A 16547-nucleotide genomic window follows, 5' to 3' on the forward strand; every position below is an offset into this window, starting at 1 on the left:
AGAGGAGAGCAGGCGTTGAGGGTGCGGCCTTCTCCCCGTTCACGGGGAGAAGGTGCCGGCAGGTCAGGCGCAACGCGTTGCGCCGGGGATGAGGGGCACCCCCTCAGTGCCCCCCACTCTCCATGCGTCGGGTTGCAAGTGCCCGCTCCAGCCAGCCGAGTTCCATCTCGGGCACGGACTTGAGCAGCAGGTCGGTATAGTCGTCGAAGGGCGGCGACAAGACTTGTGACTTCGGCCCGAAGCGGACCAGGCGGCCGCGATGCATGACGGCCACGCTGTCTGCGATGGCGCGGACGATGGCAATATCATGGGTGATGAACAGGTAGGAGACCTGCGTTTCCGCCTGCAGCCGCATCAGGAGCGACAGGATGCCCTCCGCCACCAAGGGGTCGAGCGCCGACGTCGGCTCGTCGCATAGGATCAGCTCGGGTTCGGCGGCAAGGGCTCGCGCAATTGCCACGCGCTGCTTCTGACCGCCTGATAGCTCGGCCGGATAGCGGTCGACGAAGCCGGAGCCCATCTCGATCTGGTCCAGGAGTTCTTTGACGCGGGCCGTCTTCGCCGCACCCCGCAGGCCATAATAGAAGGTGAGCGGCCGGCCGATGATGTCACGCACGGTCTGGCGCGGGTTCATCGCCGTGTCGGCCATCTGATAGATCAGCTGAATGCGCCTCAGGTCATCGCGGCTACGCTGCTTTAGGGCCGGTGTCAGGACCTTTCCGTCGAAGGTGACTGTGCCGGACATGGGCGGCAGCAGACCGGTGATGACGCGGGCCAGGGTGGACTTGCCCGAGCCGGACTCGCCGACCACTGCCAATGTCTGCCCCTTCGGCAAATGCAGGCTGACATCCTCCAACACTTTGAAGCCATTCGAATAGCCGGCAGACACATGCTCGACCGTCAGCTGTCGATCGCTCTGATCGACGGCTTCGTCCTTGCGTGCCTGACGCACGTTGACCAGCGCACGGGTGTAATCCTGAACAGGCTCTTCGATGATCTGCTGTGTCGTGCCGTATTCCACGGTCTTTCCGTGACGGAGCACCATGATGTCGTCCGAGATCTGCGCGACGACTGCGAGGTCATGGGTGATGTAGAGTGCGGCGGTATGGGTCTCCTCGATCGCATGCTTGATTGCGGCCAATACGTCGATCTGGGTTGTGACATCGAGTGCTGTCGTTGGCTCGTCGAAGATGATGAGTTCCGGGTTGGAGCAGAGCGCCATGGCGGTCATGGCGCGCTGTAGCTGGCCGCCGGAGACTTGATGCGGATAACGCTCGCCAAACGTCTTCGGGTCGGGCAGGCCGAGCACGCCGAACAGATAGGTCGCGCGGGCGCGGGCCTCCTCTACGGTCATCAGTTTGTGTGAGACGGTCGCCTCGATCACCTGGTCGCCCAGCCGATGGGCCGGGTTGAAGGCGGCAGCTGCCGATTGCGCGACGTAGCAGACCCGGTCGCCGCGCAGCTTGCGAATGCCGGATTTTCCGAGTTTCAGAATGTCCTCGCCATTCAGCAGCACCTCGCCACCGGTGATGCGGACACTACCGCGACCGTAAGCCAGTGCCGACAGGCCGATCGTTGATTTGCCAGCACCGGACTCGCCTATCAGGCCGAGCACCCGGCCCTTGGGCAGGCTGAAGGAGACGCCTTCGACAATGGTGATGTCCTTGGGCGGTTCGCCCGGTGGATAGGACGTGGCTTCGATCTTCAGATCGCGGACGGTGAGGAGTTCAGACATCGCCACGGCCTCCCTTCAGGCTGGATGTACGTCCAAGCAGCCAGTCGACCACCAGGTTGACGGAGACGGCCAGCGCCGCGATCGCCGTGCCCGGAACCAGGGCGGCGGAAATGCCGAAGATGATTCCGTCCTTGTTGTCCTTGACCATGCCGCCCCAATCGGCGGCCGGCGGCTGGATGCCGAGGCCGAGGAAAGAGAGGGTTGAGAGGAACAGGATCGAGAACGCGAAGCGCAGGCCGAATTCGGCGAGCAGTGGTGAAAGCGTGTTGGGTAGGATTTCGCGGAAGATGATCCACATCGTGCCTTCGCCGCGCAGTTTGGCCGCCTCTACGAATTCCATCACAGCGACATCGAGCGCGACCGCGCGGCCCAATCGATAGACGCGGGTGGAATCGAGGACTGCCATGACCATGATCAGCACGAAGAGGTTCTGCGGCAGGACCGCCAGCACCACGAGCGCGAAGATCAGCGTCGGGATGGACATCATCAAGTCGTTGAAGCGCGACAGCGTCTGATCGATGATGCCGCGCGAGACGGCGGCGGTGAAGCTCAGGAAGATGCCGAGGGAAAACGAGATGATGGTGGCAGCGAGTGCCACGGTCAGCGTGGTGCGCGTCCCGTAGATCATCCGGGAGAGCAGGTCGCGGCCGAGATTGTCCGTGCCGAGCAGATAGGTGCCGCCCATCGGCTCCCAGACGCTGCCGACGATTTCGCGCTCGCCATAAGGCGCGATGAGCGGAGCGAAGACTGCGCAGAATATGGCAAGCGCGATGCCGAATATGCCGACCCAGGCACTGATGGGGATCTGTTTCAATCTCATCTCGGATGCCTCAGTCTCGGATTGGCGACAATGGCGATGATATCGGCCAGCATGTTCAGGAGAATGTAGACCGCCGCGAAGATCAGACCGCATGCCTGGACTACCGGCATGTCGCGCACGGTGACCGCATCGACCATATACTGGCCCATGCCGGGATAGACGAAGACGACTTCGACCACGACGACGCCGACCACGAGATAGGCGAGGTTCAGCGCGACCACATTGACGATCGGTGCAATCGCATTGGGTGCTGCATGCTTGACGATGGCGCGCAGTGCCGAGAGACCCTTGAGTTCCGCGGTTTCCATATAGGCCGACGACATCACAGACAGGATTGCCGCTCGCGTCATGCGCATCATGTGTGCCAGCACCACCAGCACAAGGGTGGCGGTGGGCAGTGCCATGGCTTTCAGCCGCTCCATGAGTGCCATGCCGTCATGCACTGTCGATGGAAAGGTCGCGATATTGAAGTTGATGGCGAAAACCAGGATCAGCAGGTAACCGATGAAGAATTCTGGCAGCGAGATGGCGGCCAGCGAAATCACATTGATCACCCGGTCGGGCATACGGTTTCTAAAGTGTACGGCAAGCATGCCAAGGCCGACCGCAAGCGGCACGGAGATCGCGGCCGCAAGCGCTGCGAGAGACAGCGAATTGCCGAGCCGCCTGCCGATCTGCTCCGTCACGGAATTCCGGCTGGCCCATGAGGTGCCGAAATCGCCCTGGATGGCACCACCCAGCCATTCGAAATAGCGACTGACGATGGGGCGGTCGAGGCCGAGTTCACCGCGAATGTTGGCGACGGCCTGCGGGGTTGCCGATTGCCCCAGATAGGTCGTGGCGAAATCACCGGGGAGAGCTTCGACGCCGCCGAAGATCAGCACGGAGACGGCAAGCAGAAGCAGGAAGCTCAACATCAGCCGCTGCATGATCAACGTCGCCAGCGGGTAGCGCAGCAACAGGGGAAGGGGCGGGGTGCCGCCGGTATCGGTTGATTGGGTCATGGGCTCCAGCCGTCATGCGGGAAACGGGCATGGCCCGCGGGTCGAAACCCACGGGCCGTTGGACCTGAGCAGCGCCTTATCGGCCTGCTCCTTGCCGATCCGTCAGGCCTCGAGCCAGACCCGGGTCGCGACATAGCCGTTCGACATGTCGTTGCCGATGTCATGGACATAGCCCTTGACCGACTTCTGGGCCGCATTGACGAAGTCGTTGAACATTGGAAGGATCAGACCACCCTCGTCGCGCACCATCATCGCCATGTCGCGATACATGTCCTTGCGCTTGGCCTCATCCAGTTCCGCACGCGCCTCGAGCAGGACCTTGTCGAAGTCCGGCCGCAGGAAGCGGGTGTCGTTCCAGTCCGCCGTCGAGAGATAGGCGGTGGAATACATCTGATCCTGGGTCGGGCGGCCACCCCAGTAGGAGGTGGAGAATGGCTGCACGTTCCAGACGTTCGACCAGTAGCCGTCGCCCGGCTCGCGCTTCACTTCGACGTTGATGCCGGCCTTCTTGGCGCTTTCCTGATAGAGCACGGCTGCGTCGACCGCACCCGGGAAGGCTACTTCCGACGTCCGCAGCAGGACTGCGCCATCATGACCCGACTTCTTGTAGTGGAAGGCGGCCTTGTCCGGATCATAGGCGCGCTGTTCGATGCCTTCGGGGAATAGGGCATAGGTTTCGTTGATCGGGAAGTCGTTGCCGACCTTGCCGTAACCACCCAGCACCGTCTCGACCATCGTTTCGCGGTCCATGGCGTATTTCAGTGCAAGCCGCAGATCGACATTGTCGAAGGGGGTCGTGTTGCAATGCATGATGAACACGTAGTGGCCGCGACCGGATGTGCTGAGGATTTCGACATTCGGCGAGCGCTGCAGCATCGAGACCGTCTTGGGGTCGACACGGTTGATGTAATGCACCTGGCCGGACGCCAGGGCGGCGATGCGGGCCGTGGCGTCGTTCATGTTGATGATCTCGATGCTGTCGACGAAGCCGCGGTCCGTACGCCAGTCGTCCGTGTTGCGCTCGAAGGTCGCGCGCACGCCGGGCTCGAAGCTCGTCATCTTGTAGGGGCCGGTGCCGATCGAGGCGAGCGGGTCGTCATAGCCGCCGTTCGGCTGGATCACCAGGTGGTAGTCGGTGAGGAGCAGTGGCAGATCCGCATTGCCTTCGGTCAGCACCAGGACGAGATTGTCTCCATCCGCCTTGATTTCCTTGATCGATTTCATCACGCCGAGCGCACCGGATTCGGACTTCTCGTCGGTGTGGCGCTGCAGGGTTTTCACGACGTCTTCAATGGTCAGATCCTTGCCGTCATGAAACTTCACGCCCTTGCGGATCTTGAAGGTCCAGGTCGCAGCATCAGCAGATGGCTCCCAGGATTCGGCGAGCGCCGGTACCGGCTGCCCGGTCAAGGGTTCGGATTCCACCAGCATATCGCCCCAGCAGCGGCCGATGCAGAACATGACCTGGGAGAGGAACTTCGCCGGGTCCTTGCTGTCGGTGGCCGATCCACCTTCGAGGCCGAGTTTCAGATTGCCGCCGCGCTTGGGCTCCTGGGCCGAGGCGCTGGTCGCGTAGAGCGTGCTTGCTGCCGCCAGCGTCAGGCCGGCTGCCATGGCGCGACCCATGAATTCACGCCGGCTCAACGCCGAGGAGGTCAGGTTGGAGAGGTATTTGTCGTTGCTCATCGTCTGTTCCCTTGTTCTGGTTGGTCAATCGTCCGGCATTCTTGGCCGTGACGTTGGCGGTCGTTTAAGATCGCAATCGGGCCGACCGCAGACGCCCTCACGCGCTGGCTTGAAACCTTATCTCCCTTGCCAAACGGGGTCGCGTTTCTCGGCGAAGGCGCGGGCGCCCTCCAGCTGATCCTCGCTTCCGTAGAGAGCATCCACCGTGCGGTATTGCCGCTTGGTGACCTTGTTCATCGTCGACTGGAAATCCCGGCCCTCGGCGTCCCGCACGATCTCCTTGATTGCGGCATAGACCAGTGGCGGGCCGCTCTCGAGCAGACGTGCCAGAGCCCAGGCGCGGTCCATGAGGGCGGTGGCCGGCAGGACTTCGTTGACGAAACCCCAGCGATGGGCTTCTTGCGCATCGAGCCAGCGACCGGTCAGCAGCATCTCCATGGCAATGTGATAGGGGATGCGCTTCGGCAGCTTGATCGAAGCGGCATCGGCAACCGTGCCCGAACGGATCTCGGGGAGGGCAAATGTTGCATGGTCCGCGGCCAAGATCAGGTCGGCCGAGAGGGCGATCTCAAATCCGCCGCCGCAACAGATGCCATTGATCGCCGCAATGACCGGCTTGTTCAGGTCGCGCAACTCCTGCAGTCCGCCGAAGCCGCCGATGCCGTAATCGCCATCGACGGCATCCCCATCAGCGGCAGCTTTCAGATCCCATCCGGCGCAGAAGAATTTGGAGCCGGCGCCGGTGATGATCGCCACCCGCAGCGTCTCGTCGTCGCGGAAGGAGGCAAAGATCTCGCCCATGATGCGGCTGGTGGCGAGATCTATGGCATTGGCCTTGGGGCGATCGATCGTCACCTCCAGAATGGCGTTTTCGCGACGGGTGCGGATCGAATCGGTCACACGTTCAGCTCCTTGTCCGGATGAAGGCATCGACGGCGATCACGCCTTCGCCTTCCGGCAACACCAGAACCGGATTAAGGTCCAGTTCTTCCAGTCTCGTTGCGTTGTCTGCGACATAATCTGCGACAGAGGCGACGAGTTGCACGAGCGCGTTCTTATCGCCTGCTGGCGCTCCGCGATACCCCGCGATCAGTTGCGAGACCTTCAAACCGTCAATTGCTCTGCGTATTTCGGCCGGGTTAGTCGGAAGCAGGAGTATCGCACTGTCATCGATGAGATCGACGAGAACCCCTCCTGCGCCGAGGGTTAGGACCGGCCCGACGACGGGGTCGCGCAGTGCTCCGACAAGAAATTCGGCCACCGGTTTCGGTGCCATAACTTCCACAAGAAATCGATCGGCGACCGCCATGGCTGTGGCGGCAGCGTAGACTTCGGATGCGCTGCGGATATTGAGACGGACGGCACCGACGTCACTTTTGTGCGCGATACCGAGCCCCTTGAGGGCCACGGGATAGCCGAGCCGCTCGGCAATGGCGATTGCCTGTTCGGCACTGTTGGCCACCATGCCATAGGGGATTTTCACGCCATAAGCGGCGAGCGTCGGTTTGGCCCGCTCTTCGTAGAGGCAGATGAGTTCAGATCCGGCTGGGCGGGACGAAAGAAGTGGCGGCGGCGCCGGGTCCGCCCAGGCGGCATGAATGCTGTGGGCGATGCCGATGGCGGCAAGCGCCTCGTCGATCCCGCAGAAGGGCACGACGCCTTCTGTAACGAGGCGGTCGGCGACGGTTTCGGGCATGGTTTCCCCGAGGCTCGAGACAATGCCGGTTGCCGCATTTGTCATCCGCTTTGCGTCGATCACGGCATCGACGGTGGTGGTCCAGTCGGTCGCGTCGCAGCGGTCGCCACGGGGGAAATCGAGAACTACCAGATTGATGGCATAATCGCCGCGCATGATGGTGGAAAAGGCCTGCGCCTGCCGCGCGCGGTTGCCCCAGACGAAGGTGTGGTAGTCGAGCGGATTGGAGAGCGTGACCATGCTCCCCAGTGTCTCTCTGAGTGCCAGCAATTGTTCGGGTGCAAGGTCGCGGAATTCGATCGCCTTGCCGACACCGGCATCCGCCATCAGCGAGGCCTCGCCACCCGAACAGCTCATCGCCGAGACCGTGTTGTCGGACAGAGGGCCGCAGACATGCAGAAGTTTCAGCGTTTCCAGCATCTGGGGAAGAGAAAACACGCGTCCGATGCCGAGGCGTTTGAGCAGGGCCGAGGACACCCGGTCGTTGCCGGCAAGCGACGCGGTGTGCGACAGCGCCGCGCGCTGGGCACCGACCGATCGGCCGACCTTCAGCGCCACCACGGGTTTGCGCAACGCCCGGGCGCGGGTCGCGAGATGCTGCAGGGCGTCCAGATCGTCGAAGCTTTCGATATGCAGCCCGACGGCAGTCACCCGCTCGTCTTCGATCGCCGCCGCCGCAAGCGCAGACAAGCCCGTCTGCGCCTGGTTTCCGGCCGTCATCAGATAGGCGATCGGCAGCCCGCGGGCCTGCATCGAGATATTGAGTGCGATATTGGAAGACTGGGTGAGGATCGCCACGCCCCTGTCGACATGCACCATGCCGTGTTGGTCGGGCCAGAGCAGGGCATCGTCCAGCATGTTGATGAAGCCGTAGCAATTGGGGCCGAGCATCGGCATGTCGCCAGCGGCAGCCACGAGCTCCGTCTGAAGCGCCAGACCATCGGGCAGTTCCGACACCGCTTCGGCGAAGCCGGATGCGTAACAGATGGCGCCGCCGGCACCACGCTGGCTAAGGTCGCGGATGATCTCGACCGACAGACTGCGGTTGACGCCGACAAATGCGGCATCGGGCGCGCTTGGAAGATCGGCGACCGACCGGTAGCAGCGATGGCCATGCACCGTCTCGCGCGTCGGATGCACCGGCCAGATGTCGCCGCGATACCCCGCCTTGCCGCACTGCTCCACCACCCGTGCCGCTTCCTTACCGCCGAAGACGGCGATCGATTGCGGGCGGATGAGGCGGTTGAGTGCTGCAGCGGGGATGCTCATCCAGGCCACCTGTCTGTCGGAAGGTGGCCAGGGTCGGAGGGCGGAAGACGATGCGAGCTGCCGGAAGCTTGATTAGCCATGCTCATGCTCCAAACGGTCGCAACAGGTCGCGGCTGATGATGTGGCGCTGGATTTCCGAAGTGCCGTCCCAGATCCGCTCGACCCGCGCATCGCGCCAGAAGCGCGCCAGCGGCAGGTCGTCCATCAGGCCCATGCCGCCATGGATCTGGATCGCTTCGTCTGTGACACGCGCCAGCATTTCCGAGGCATAGAGCTTGGCAGAGGCGATCTCGCGATTGGCCGGCAGGCCCTGGTCGAGGCGCCAGGCGGCGGCGAGCGTCAGATAGTCGGCCGCATCGATCTGGGTGATCATGTCGGCGAGCTTGAACGACACGCCCTGGTTCGTCCCGATGGGCTTGCCGAACTGATGCCGTTCGGCAGCATAGGGGACGCACAGATCGAAGACGCGCCGCGCCCGGCCGACGCAGCTCGCAGCCACCGTGAGCCGGGTGCCGTAAAGCCAGGCATTGGCGAGTTCGAAGCCCTTGTGCAGTTCGCCGAGGATCTGGGCCGAGGGCAGGCGGCAATCGTCGAAATCGAGGATGCAGTTCTTGTAGCCGCGATGCGACAGGGAGGAATAACCGTCGCGGATGGTGAAGCCGGGCGTGCAGCGATCGACCAGGAAGCAGGTGATCAGCTTCTTCATGCCCTTTGGCGTCTCCTCCTCTCCGGTGGCCACGAAGACGATGACGAAATCGGCGATGTTGGCATGGCTGATGAAATGTTTGGTGCCGTTGACCACCCAGTCATCGCCATCAGGGCGTGCGGTGCAGCTCATGCCGCGCAGGTCCGAGCCGGCACCGGGTTCGGTCATCGCAAGCGCATCGAACTTGTCGCCGCGCACGGCCGGCAGCAGGTAGCGTTCGCGCTGGTCGTCGTTGCAGCCCATCAGAATGCCGGAGGGCCGGCCGAAAAACACGGTGAGCGCCATGGAGGCGCGGCCGAGTTCGCGTTCGACCAGCGTGAAGGTCTGGTGGTCGAGCCCGCCGCCGCCGACCTCTTCCGGCATGTTGCAGGCGAAGAAACCGAGTTCCTTCACCTTGGCCGCGATCTCCCAGCCCATCTCCGGCGGCACGTGGCCTGATCTCTCGACCTGGTCCTCAAGCGGATAGAGCTCGCTCTCCACGAAGCCGCGGACCGTGTCGACGATCATCTGCTGCTCTTCGGAAAGGGCGAAATCCATGGCTCTATCCTTGTCGGTTCACGGCGATGGTGGGCATGGGTCTACCTCTTCTGCCCGACGTGGCGGCCGGCGCCTTCGGGCATCGGCAGGCGCTCATGCGCAGCGATCAGGGGTTGAAGCTTCGATAGGACCGCTGGCAGCGGCGGAACGGTTTTGCCCTCGGCCGAGGAGACATGCAGCATCAGGTGCTCGCAGGTCGCCACAACGGCATCGTCAGAAGTGCGGCGCAGCCAGAAGAAGCTGTGTAGCTTCTTGCCATCCGACGGCAGCAGCTGCACCTCGACATAGAGCGCGTTACCCAGCTTGCACTCGTCGAGCAGCCGCAGATGGTTCTCGACCGTGTAATAGCTGTGGCCGGCCGAGACATAATCCATGTCGACGCCGATGAGGCGCAGCAACGCGTCGGAGCTGTCGGCGAAGCACTGGCTGTAGCGGTATTCGGTCATGTGGCCGTTGTAATCGACCCAGGACGGATGCACGCGGAAGTCCGCAAGCTTGATCGGCTTTGTGACATCAGCGGCAGCAGGAGCCGGTGCAGATGACCAGAGATGCGCCTCGAACTCCGCCAGCAACTTGCCGGACCCCCAGCCGCGACCGGCATCGCCGGCCTTCAGGGCCTGCATGATGCCGACAAGGTTCTGGTCGCGGATGCGTTCCAGATCACGAATGCCGCGCGCGCCCGACTGGGCGTCCGACTGTCCCGCGATCTTGTCGACGAGTTCGTCGTTGAGATCGACCACATCGGTGAGCTTGGTCCAGGGCCAGGCGAGGCAGGGGCCGAACTGGGCGAGGAAATGCCGCATGCCGGCCTCGCCGCCGGCGATGCGATAAGTCTCGAAGAGGCCCATCTGCGCCCAGCGCATGCCGAAGGAATAGCGGATCACATCATCGAGCGTCTCGGTGTCGCAGATGTCGTCCTTGATCAGCCATAACGCCTCGCGCCACAGCGCTTCCAGCAAGCGGTCGCCGACGAAGCCTTCGATCTCCTTGTTGAGGATCACGCCCTTCATGCCGATCGGCGCAAGTTTCGCCTTGGCCTCTTCGAGCACCGCGCGGCTGGTCTTTTCACCGCCGACGAGTTCGGCGAGCGGCAGGAGATAGACGGGGTTATAGGGATGCGCGACGAACATGCGCTCGGGATGTTTCATGTCGCGCTGCAGGTCGGTCGGCAGAATGCCCGAGGTCGAGGAACCGATCAGCGCCTTGGGGTCGGCAGCCGCATCGATCTGGGTCAGCACGCCGCGCTTGAGATCAACGCGCTCCGGCACGCTTTCCTGGATCCAGTCGGCGCCTGCGACCGCCTCCGCAAGCGACGCCGCATAGGTGAGCTTCCCCTTGGGCGGCAGCGGCGCCATGGTCAGCATCTCATAGGCGCGTTCGGCATTGGCGAGCACTTCGCCGATGATGCGCTGAGCCTCGGGATGCGGATCGAAGATCGTGGTGTCGATGCCGGCCAGCACGAAACGCGCCGCCCAGGCCCCGCCGATCACACCGCCGCCGATACAGGCCGCCTTTTGAATTCTGCTCATCACGTTCTCGTCCGCATGTCGGTTTGTTCTATGACCCGTCTCCGAAATCATCAGGGACGGGCGATGCATCAGCGCTTGGTCAGCTTCAGTTTCTTGCGCACCTCGTCTGGTCCGATGATCCGGGCACCCATGCCCTCGATCACGGTCACGGCCTTTTCGACGAGTTGGGCATTGGTGGCGAGCATGCCCTTGCCGGCATAGAGATTGTCCTCCAGCCCGACGCGCACATTACCGCCAGCCAGCACGGCGGCCGCCGGATAGGCCATGGCATTGCGGCCGATCGAGAAGGCCGAGAAGGTCCAGGTCGGCGGCACGTTGTTGACCATGGCCATGAATGTGTTGAGGTCATCGGGCGCGCCCCAGGGAATGCCCATGCATAGCTGGATCAGCACGGGATCCTCGATCAGACCTTCCTCGACCAGTTGTTTGGCGAACCACAGATGGCCGGTATCGAAGGCTTCGATCTCGGGCCGGACGCCAAGATCCGTCATCAGCTTCGCCATGGCACGCAGCATCGATGGCGTGTTGGTCATGACATAGTCGCCGAGCGAGAAATTCATCGTGCCGCAGTCGAGCGTGCAGATTTCCGGCAGGCATTCGGCCACATGGCTGACGCGCTCGGTGGCGCCGGCCATGTCTGTGCCCACGGGATTGAGCGGCAGCGGCTGTTCGACATTGCCGAAGATCAGGTCTCCGCCCATGCCGGCCGTGAGGTTCAGGACCACGTCGACATCGGCCGAACGGATGCGATCCGTGACTTCCTTGTACAGATCATTGCGGCGGCTCGCAGCACCCGTTTCCGGATCGCGGACATGGCAATGCACGACGGCGGCCCCGGCCTTGGCGGCATCGATGGCGGACTCGGCAATCTGCTTGGGAGTGATCGGTACATGCGGCGATTTCGAGGTGGTGTCTCCGGCGCCGGTGACGGCACAGGTGATGAAGACATCCCGGTTCATGGCTAATGGCATGGACAGTTCTCCCCTGTTGCCTGGGGGGTATTACGGGGCAGAATGTCGCAGGATGCTTTGCACCATCGGATCTGTTCTGTACACTATCGGAAATCCTGGAAATTCGATGCAATGCCCGAGCAGACTGCGCCCCCTGATTTCGCACCCACTTCGACCCTTCTCGACATTCTCGTCGTGCCGGACACCAATCTCATTCTCGTGGCCTCGGTGATCGAGCCCCTTCGACTGGCCAATAGGGTCAGCGGGCTCGAGCTCTATCGTTGGAGACTTTTGAGCCCCAACGGTCAGGCGATCCAGACCAAAAGCAACATTCCGATCCCGGTTCACGGCGCTTTCCAGCCCGGTAGCGAGGAGAACCCGCTCTTCGTTCTCTCGAGCCATGATTGGAAGCGTCAGGCAACATCAGAGCTCAAGCGGCTCTTGGCAAAGACGGCCCGTCATCGTGGCGTGGTGGCAGGCATCGAATCCGGCGTCTGGCTGCTTGCAGAGAGTGCGCTTCTCGACAATTTTTCCGCGACGCTGCATTGGGAGGATTATGACGAGTTCTGCAGCGCCTATCCGCAGGTGCGGCCCGTGCGCGAACGTTTCGTCATCGATGGCAAGCGGATCACCACAGGTGGGTCTCTGCCGACGCTTGACCTGATGCTCGAGCTGATCCGTCGCCGCCATGGATATTCACTGGCGCTCGAAGTGTCGCGGCAGTTCATTTACGAGCAGGGCGGGGTCAGCAGTGACGCTGCAGCCATGCCCTCGACTGGCAGCATTCGGCTGGCTGACCCAAGGGTCAGTCATGCAATGCGGCTGATGGAAGAGCATATAGAACAGCCGCTGGCGCTGACTAAGCTCGCGCGTCGCATCGGGATCAGCGAAAGACGGCTGCAATCGCTGTTTACAACCGCAATCGGCGTGCCGCCGCATCTCCACTATCTGGCGCTGCGTCTCAACGCCGCCCGTCGCAAAGTGATCGAGACCCGCGCGGCATTTGCCGATATCGCTGCCGCAACCGGCTTCAACTCAGCTTCGGCCTTTTCGCGCAGCTATCGCGGCCATTTCCACGAGAGCCCGAGCGAAACCCGTCGGCGTCTGACGTCGGCTGCGCGGACGGGCGAAGTTTTCGACATTCTTGCGGTCAGGTAGGCGCGTCCGGCAGCGCTGCCCGGCTGTCAATAGCCTCCGTCTCGTGATAGGTTGCGCCATCCCGCTAACTCGCCTGCGTGCCATGTAGCTGACGCTGCCCCGTTCGCTCGCGCGTGGTAATGATGCCCATGCCCAAGTCTGAGCAAGACGAAGAGAAGAAGACGACAAGTGCCCCAGACCAGAGAAACACCCCGCTACTTCAAGGCTCCCGTCTTTGCCGTCGCCCCGATGATCGACTGGACGGATCGGCATTGCCGCTTCTTCCATCGGCAGCTCTCGTCTCGGGCGCTTTTATATACCGAGATGGTGGTGGCCGATGCGATCATCCATGGGCCGCGGGAGAAGCTGCTTTCGTTCAACGACGCTGAACATCCGGTTGCCTTGCAGCTCGGTGGGTCGGATCCGGGCAAGCTGGTTGAGGCGGTCAGGATCGCTTCGGACTATGACTATGACGAGATCAATCTCAATGTCGGTTGTCCGTCGGACCGGGTGCAGTCGGGGACCTTCGGGGCTTGTCTCATGCAGACGCCCGAGGTGGTCGAGGCCTGTGTCTCGGCGATGAAAAAGGTGGCGACGGTGCCGGTTACGGTCAAGTGCCGGATCGGGGTGGATGATCAGGAGCCGGCGGAGGTACTGCCCGATTTTCTCGCGCGGATGATCGGGGCGGGGGCCGATGCGATCTGGATCCATGCGCGGAAAGCCTGGTTGAAGGGGCTTTCGCCGAAGGAGAACCGGGAGATCCCACCGCTGGATTACGAGCTGGTCTATCGGATGAAGCGGGAGAATCCGAGTGTTTTTCTCGGCATCAATGGCGGGATTTCCGATCTCGACCAGGCGGTGGAGCACCTCTCCGTCATGGATGGCGTCATGCTCGGGCGGGCGAGTTATCACAATGCGACGCTGCTGACCGAAGTCGATCAGCGGATCTATGGCGCGGCGGCCGTGCCGGTCGACTGGGATCATGTGCGTGATGTCATGATCGGTTATGCGGAGCGGGTCGTGGCGTCCGGGGGGCGGCTCAACCATGTCACGCGGCATATGGTCGGGCTGTTCCAGGGCTATGCCGGCGCGCGGCGCTATCGGCAGATCCTGTCGTCGGAGGCGACCAAGCCGGGTGTGTCGCCGGAGCTGATTGCCGAGGCCTTTGCAGCGGTCGACATCGCGGGCGGGCCGAAGACACAGGGCGCGCCCAGCAGCACGTCGGCGGCTGCGGAATGATTTTTAGCGTGGCTTTCCGGCATTTCTGAGGTCCGAAAGCGAGAATGGCGCCCCGGGGGGACGCCATTCGAAACTTTTGATCAGTCGGCCTGGATGTTGACGGCCTTGGGGCCCTTGCCCATGCGGTCCGGCTCGGTGTCGAAGGTGACCTGCTGGCCATCCTGCAGGCTCTGCAGGCCAGACGCCTGGAGCGCGGAGATGTGGACGAACACGTCCTTGGCGCCGCCTTCCGGGGTGATGAAGCCGAAGCCCTTGTCCTGGTTGAAGAATTTTACAGTGCCCTTGGTGGCCATGGGAGAGTTCCTTGTTCCCGATTTTTTTTGTCGTCTGCGCCACGGCCGGCGGACCGGAAGCGGCAAGGCAAAATTCCGCCGAAACGGAACCGTCGAGGGATCGCGATAACGGGGAAAGAACGTCTACCGGCGGGAGAAGGCCCCCAGGACCGCACGGGCGGTTTCACTCAATCTGTCCAGTCTCCGGGATCTTTGGCCCGAACCTCAAAAAACGTAGGGACATTTCCGAACCTTGGCAAGTATGAAAAGTCACAGTCATCGCCACGGGACGCCGGCAAAGAGCTGAAATCCTTGAGATTTAGGGGGTGGGAACGATGCCGTGTCGCCACCCTCGGGCGAAGGGTGGCGAGCTGCCCGGGTGTTTTTCGACGGGGGACGACGGGTTGTTCCGTCTTGAAGCCGCCGTCCTCCGGGGTTAGGGGAGAGGTGGCTGGGCGCGGGAGTGGATGAGTATGGCGAAGACGGGTGCCGCAGTGATCGACCCTTACGAGCTCCTGGGCGTGGCCCGCGATGCCGACGATGCGGCCGTCAAGGCGGCCTATCGCAAGGTGGCGAAAACCGCCCATCCGGATGCCGGCGGCGATGCCGAGGCCTTCGCAAAGATCTCCGCCTGTTACGACCTGCTGAAGGATCCCGTGCGCCGCCGGGTCTTCGACGATACCGGCTATGATCCGCAGCTCGCCGAGCCCACCGATCTCAAGGGGCTGATGGTGCTGGAAACGCTGATCAACGACATGATCCTCGACGAGCGCGAGCCGGGCAGTTTCGATCCCGTGGCCGGGCTGCGCCGCAAGCTCACCGACGACATTCTCAAATGCCGCTTCCACATTCTCGAGCTGGAGCGCCACCGGGCGCGGGTGCGCAAACATCTCGACCGGCTCGGTCGCCGGCCGGAGACCGACGTGCTTGGCTCGATGCTCAGGGCGCGGGCGCAATCGATCACCGATGCGATCAAGGCGTCGGAAGTGCAGATCGGCGCGATCGAGCGGGCCTATTCCATGCTCGAGGGGTATTCCTACGAGCTGGAGCCTTTGCCTGTCGAAGTGGAAACCGAGGATCTGCCGAAGGCGGCGGAATAGGAACGCCTCCCTCGCTTTCGCCACTACTTTCCCCATCACTGGCCCGCTCGCTTGCGCCCTCATGACGGGGTGGCCGCACGGACCGGCGGGTGTTTCTGCGGATTGCGGTGGCGCCAGACGCGGCGGTAAAGGGCGGATTCCTCCGGGTCCGGGTCGTTCGACTGCCAGGCGGCGAGGGCGGCTCTCTCGTGGTCCCGATGCGGGCCGGGCCGGCCGAGGATGCGGTGGATGAGGCCGAGCCGGGCGCGCAGCAGCGTTGCGGGCTGCTCGTCCACCGGCCATGGGCGTGGGTCCTGGCTCGGGACGAGGCAGGCGGAGAGTGTATCGGCGAGCGTCAACAGATCGCGACGCAGGGCGGGCTCGGCATGGATGAGGCAGCGCGGCAGGCGTTCGCCTGTTGTGATCGGCCGCTCGGCCGGGGCGGCCGGGCCGCAGCAGGTGCGGCTACGCCGGCATTGGCGTGTATGGCAGTGCAGGGGGACGCGATGCTCGGCGGCCATGTCGCGCATGAGGCGCAGGTGCAGCGGTTCGATGATGGGTCCGCTGATGGTCTGAAGGTCTGGCATGCCGGTCTCCTTTCGGTGTTTCGGGAAAGAGTGAAGGGGCGGGGCCTGTCTTCCCCCTTGCGGGGGAGACAGATCAACCCAAGCTCCGCCGCCGGTCGGGATCGCTCCCTCCGGGGGTGGTCATGTCAGTCTCGGACGAGGCGCCAGAAGCAACCTGTCTAAGTAGTTTTATGTGGCTCCCTCCGGTGCCTCGTTCGGCGTCTATTCCCGCTGCATGCGTCTCTCTGGCAAGGCGGCGACGGTCCTTGGTCCTCGGGTCAGGCCCGAGGATGACCGAGGAATGACCGGGCGCGGGTCCGGC

Annotated in this window: 14 protein-coding genes; 3 read left to right on the top strand and 11 right to left on the bottom strand. The window is 63.0% G+C overall.

Going from position 1 to position 16547, the window contains the following annotated elements; all coding sequences use genetic code 11:
- Window positions 1–103: 103 nt before the first annotated feature.
- The 9 genes from E9677_RS22270 to E9677_RS22310 form a co-directional block, all read right to left on the bottom strand.
- Window positions 104–1735, bottom strand: coding sequence for an ABC transporter ATP-binding protein (locus tag E9677_RS22270; RefSeq protein ID WP_136560251.1), 1632 nt, complete (start codon window positions 1733–1735; stop codon window positions 104–106).
- Window positions 1728–2555 (bottom strand): ABC transporter permease, encoded by an 828-nt coding sequence (locus E9677_RS22275; protein WP_136560252.1) that lies wholly within the window; start codon window positions 2553–2555, stop codon window positions 1728–1730. The genes E9677_RS22270 and E9677_RS22275 overlap by 8 nt, the downstream gene beginning before the upstream one ends.
- Window positions 2552–3559, bottom strand: a complete 1008-nt coding sequence (locus E9677_RS22280; protein WP_136560253.1) for an ABC transporter permease — start codon at window positions 3557–3559, stop codon at window positions 2552–2554. The genes E9677_RS22275 and E9677_RS22280 overlap by 4 nt, the downstream gene beginning before the upstream one ends.
- 102 nt (window positions 3560–3661) lie before the next feature.
- Window positions 3662–5245: an ABC transporter substrate-binding protein gene (locus tag E9677_RS22285; RefSeq protein WP_136560254.1), complete on the bottom strand. Its 1584-nt coding sequence runs from the start codon at window positions 5243–5245 to the stop codon at window positions 3662–3664.
- Between the two features lie 117 nt (window positions 5246–5362).
- Window positions 5363–6145: a carnitinyl-CoA dehydratase gene (locus tag E9677_RS22290; RefSeq protein WP_136560255.1), complete on the bottom strand. Its 783-nt coding sequence runs from the start codon at window positions 6143–6145 to the stop codon at window positions 5363–5365.
- A gap of 4 nt (window positions 6146–6149) precedes the next feature.
- Window positions 6150–8210 carry an acetate--CoA ligase family protein gene (locus E9677_RS22295; RefSeq protein WP_136560256.1) on the bottom strand — a complete coding sequence of 687 codons (2061 nt, stop codon included), beginning with the start codon at window positions 8208–8210 and terminating at the stop codon, window positions 6150–6152.
- 82 nt (window positions 8211–8292) lie between these two features.
- Window positions 8293–9453, bottom strand: a complete 1161-nt coding sequence (locus tag E9677_RS22300; RefSeq protein WP_136560257.1) for an acyl-CoA dehydrogenase family protein — start codon at window positions 9451–9453, stop codon at window positions 8293–8295.
- A 41-nt stretch (window positions 9454–9494) separates the two neighbouring features.
- Window positions 9495–10982 carry a carnitine 3-dehydrogenase gene (locus E9677_RS22305; RefSeq protein ID WP_136560258.1) on the bottom strand — a complete coding sequence of 496 codons (1488 nt, stop codon included), beginning with the start codon at window positions 10980–10982 and terminating at the stop codon, window positions 9495–9497.
- Window positions 10983–11050: 68 nt separating this feature from the next.
- Entirely contained in the window at window positions 11051–11953 is a 903-nt protein-coding gene (locus E9677_RS22310; RefSeq protein WP_136560259.1) for a BKACE family enzyme, read from the bottom strand.
- Window positions 11954–12064: 111 nt separating this feature from the next.
- Here E9677_RS22310 and E9677_RS22315 point away from each other — a divergent pair, with 111 nt between their 5' ends.
- Window positions 12065–13090: a GlxA family transcriptional regulator gene (locus E9677_RS22315; RefSeq protein WP_235883070.1), complete on the top strand. Its 1026-nt coding sequence runs from the start codon at window positions 12065–12067 to the stop codon at window positions 13088–13090.
- 168 nt (window positions 13091–13258) lie between these two features.
- Window positions 13259–14308: a tRNA dihydrouridine(20/20a) synthase DusA gene (gene dusA / locus E9677_RS22320; protein WP_136560261.1), complete on the top strand. Its 1050-nt coding sequence runs from the start codon at window positions 13259–13261 to the stop codon at window positions 14306–14308.
- Window positions 14309–14388: 80 nt separating this feature from the next.
- On the opposite strand, the gene E9677_RS22325 is transcribed toward dusA, so the two are convergent.
- Window positions 14389–14601, bottom strand: coding sequence for a cold-shock protein (locus tag E9677_RS22325; protein ID WP_136560262.1), 213 nt, complete (start codon window positions 14599–14601; stop codon window positions 14389–14391).
- Window positions 14602–15053: 452 nt separating this feature from the next.
- On the opposite strand from E9677_RS22325, the gene E9677_RS22330 reads away from it, so the two are divergent.
- Entirely contained in the window at window positions 15054–15680 is a 627-nt protein-coding gene (locus E9677_RS22330) for a DnaJ domain-containing protein (RefSeq protein ID WP_408014768.1), read from the top strand.
- Between the two features lie 59 nt (window positions 15681–15739).
- On the opposite strand, the gene E9677_RS22335 is transcribed toward E9677_RS22330, so the two are convergent.
- Window positions 15740–16246 carry a hypothetical protein gene (locus E9677_RS22335; RefSeq protein WP_136560264.1) on the bottom strand — a complete coding sequence of 169 codons (507 nt, stop codon included), beginning with the start codon at window positions 16244–16246 and terminating at the stop codon, window positions 15740–15742.
- Window positions 16247–16547: the final 301 nt, after the last annotated feature.

The organism is Peteryoungia rhizophila (assembly GCF_004912145.1).
Lineage (GTDB): Bacteria > Pseudomonadota > Alphaproteobacteria > Rhizobiales > Rhizobiaceae > Allorhizobium > Allorhizobium rhizophilum.

Bases quoted from the DNA above. Each gene is read 5' to 3' on its own strand.
- E9677_RS22270 (WP_136560251.1), bottom strand. From the start codon at position 1,735: ATGTCTGAACTCCTCACCGTCCGCGATCTGAAGATCGAAGCCACGTCC.
- E9677_RS22275 (WP_136560252.1), bottom strand. From the start codon at position 2,555: ATGAGATTGAAACAGATCCCCATCAGTGCCTGGGTCGGCATATTCGGC.
- E9677_RS22280 (WP_136560253.1), bottom strand. From the start codon at position 3,559: ATGACCCAATCAACCGATACCGGCGGCACCCCGCCCCTTCCCCTGTTG.
- E9677_RS22285 (WP_136560254.1), bottom strand. From the start codon at position 5,245: ATGAGCAACGACAAATACCTCTCCAACCTGACCTCCTCGGCGTTGAGC.
- E9677_RS22295 (WP_136560256.1), bottom strand. From the start codon at position 8,210: ATGAGCATCCCCGCTGCAGCACTCAACCGCCTCATCCGCCCGCAATCG.
- E9677_RS22300 (WP_136560257.1), bottom strand. From the start codon at position 9,453: ATGGATTTCGCCCTTTCCGAAGAGCAGCAGATGATCGTCGACACGGTC.
- E9677_RS22305 (WP_136560258.1), bottom strand. From the start codon at position 10,982: ATGAGCAGAATTCAAAAGGCGGCCTGTATCGGCGGCGGTGTGATCGGC.
- E9677_RS22310 (WP_136560259.1), bottom strand. From the start codon at position 11,953: ATGCCATTAGCCATGAACCGGGATGTCTTCATCACCTGTGCCGTCACC.
- E9677_RS22315 (WP_235883070.1), top strand. From the start codon at position 12,065: ATGCCCGAGCAGACTGCGCCCCCTGATTTCGCACCCACTTCGACCCTT.
- E9677_RS22325 (WP_136560262.1), bottom strand. From the start codon at position 14,601: ATGGCCACCAAGGGCACTGTAAAATTCTTCAACCAGGACAAGGGCTTC.
- E9677_RS22330 (WP_408014768.1), top strand. From the start codon at position 15,054: ATGGCGAAGACGGGTGCCGCAGTGATCGACCCTTACGAGCTCCTGGGC.
- E9677_RS22335 (WP_136560264.1), bottom strand. From the start codon at position 16,246: ATGCCAGACCTTCAGACCATCAGCGGACCCATCATCGAACCGCTGCAC.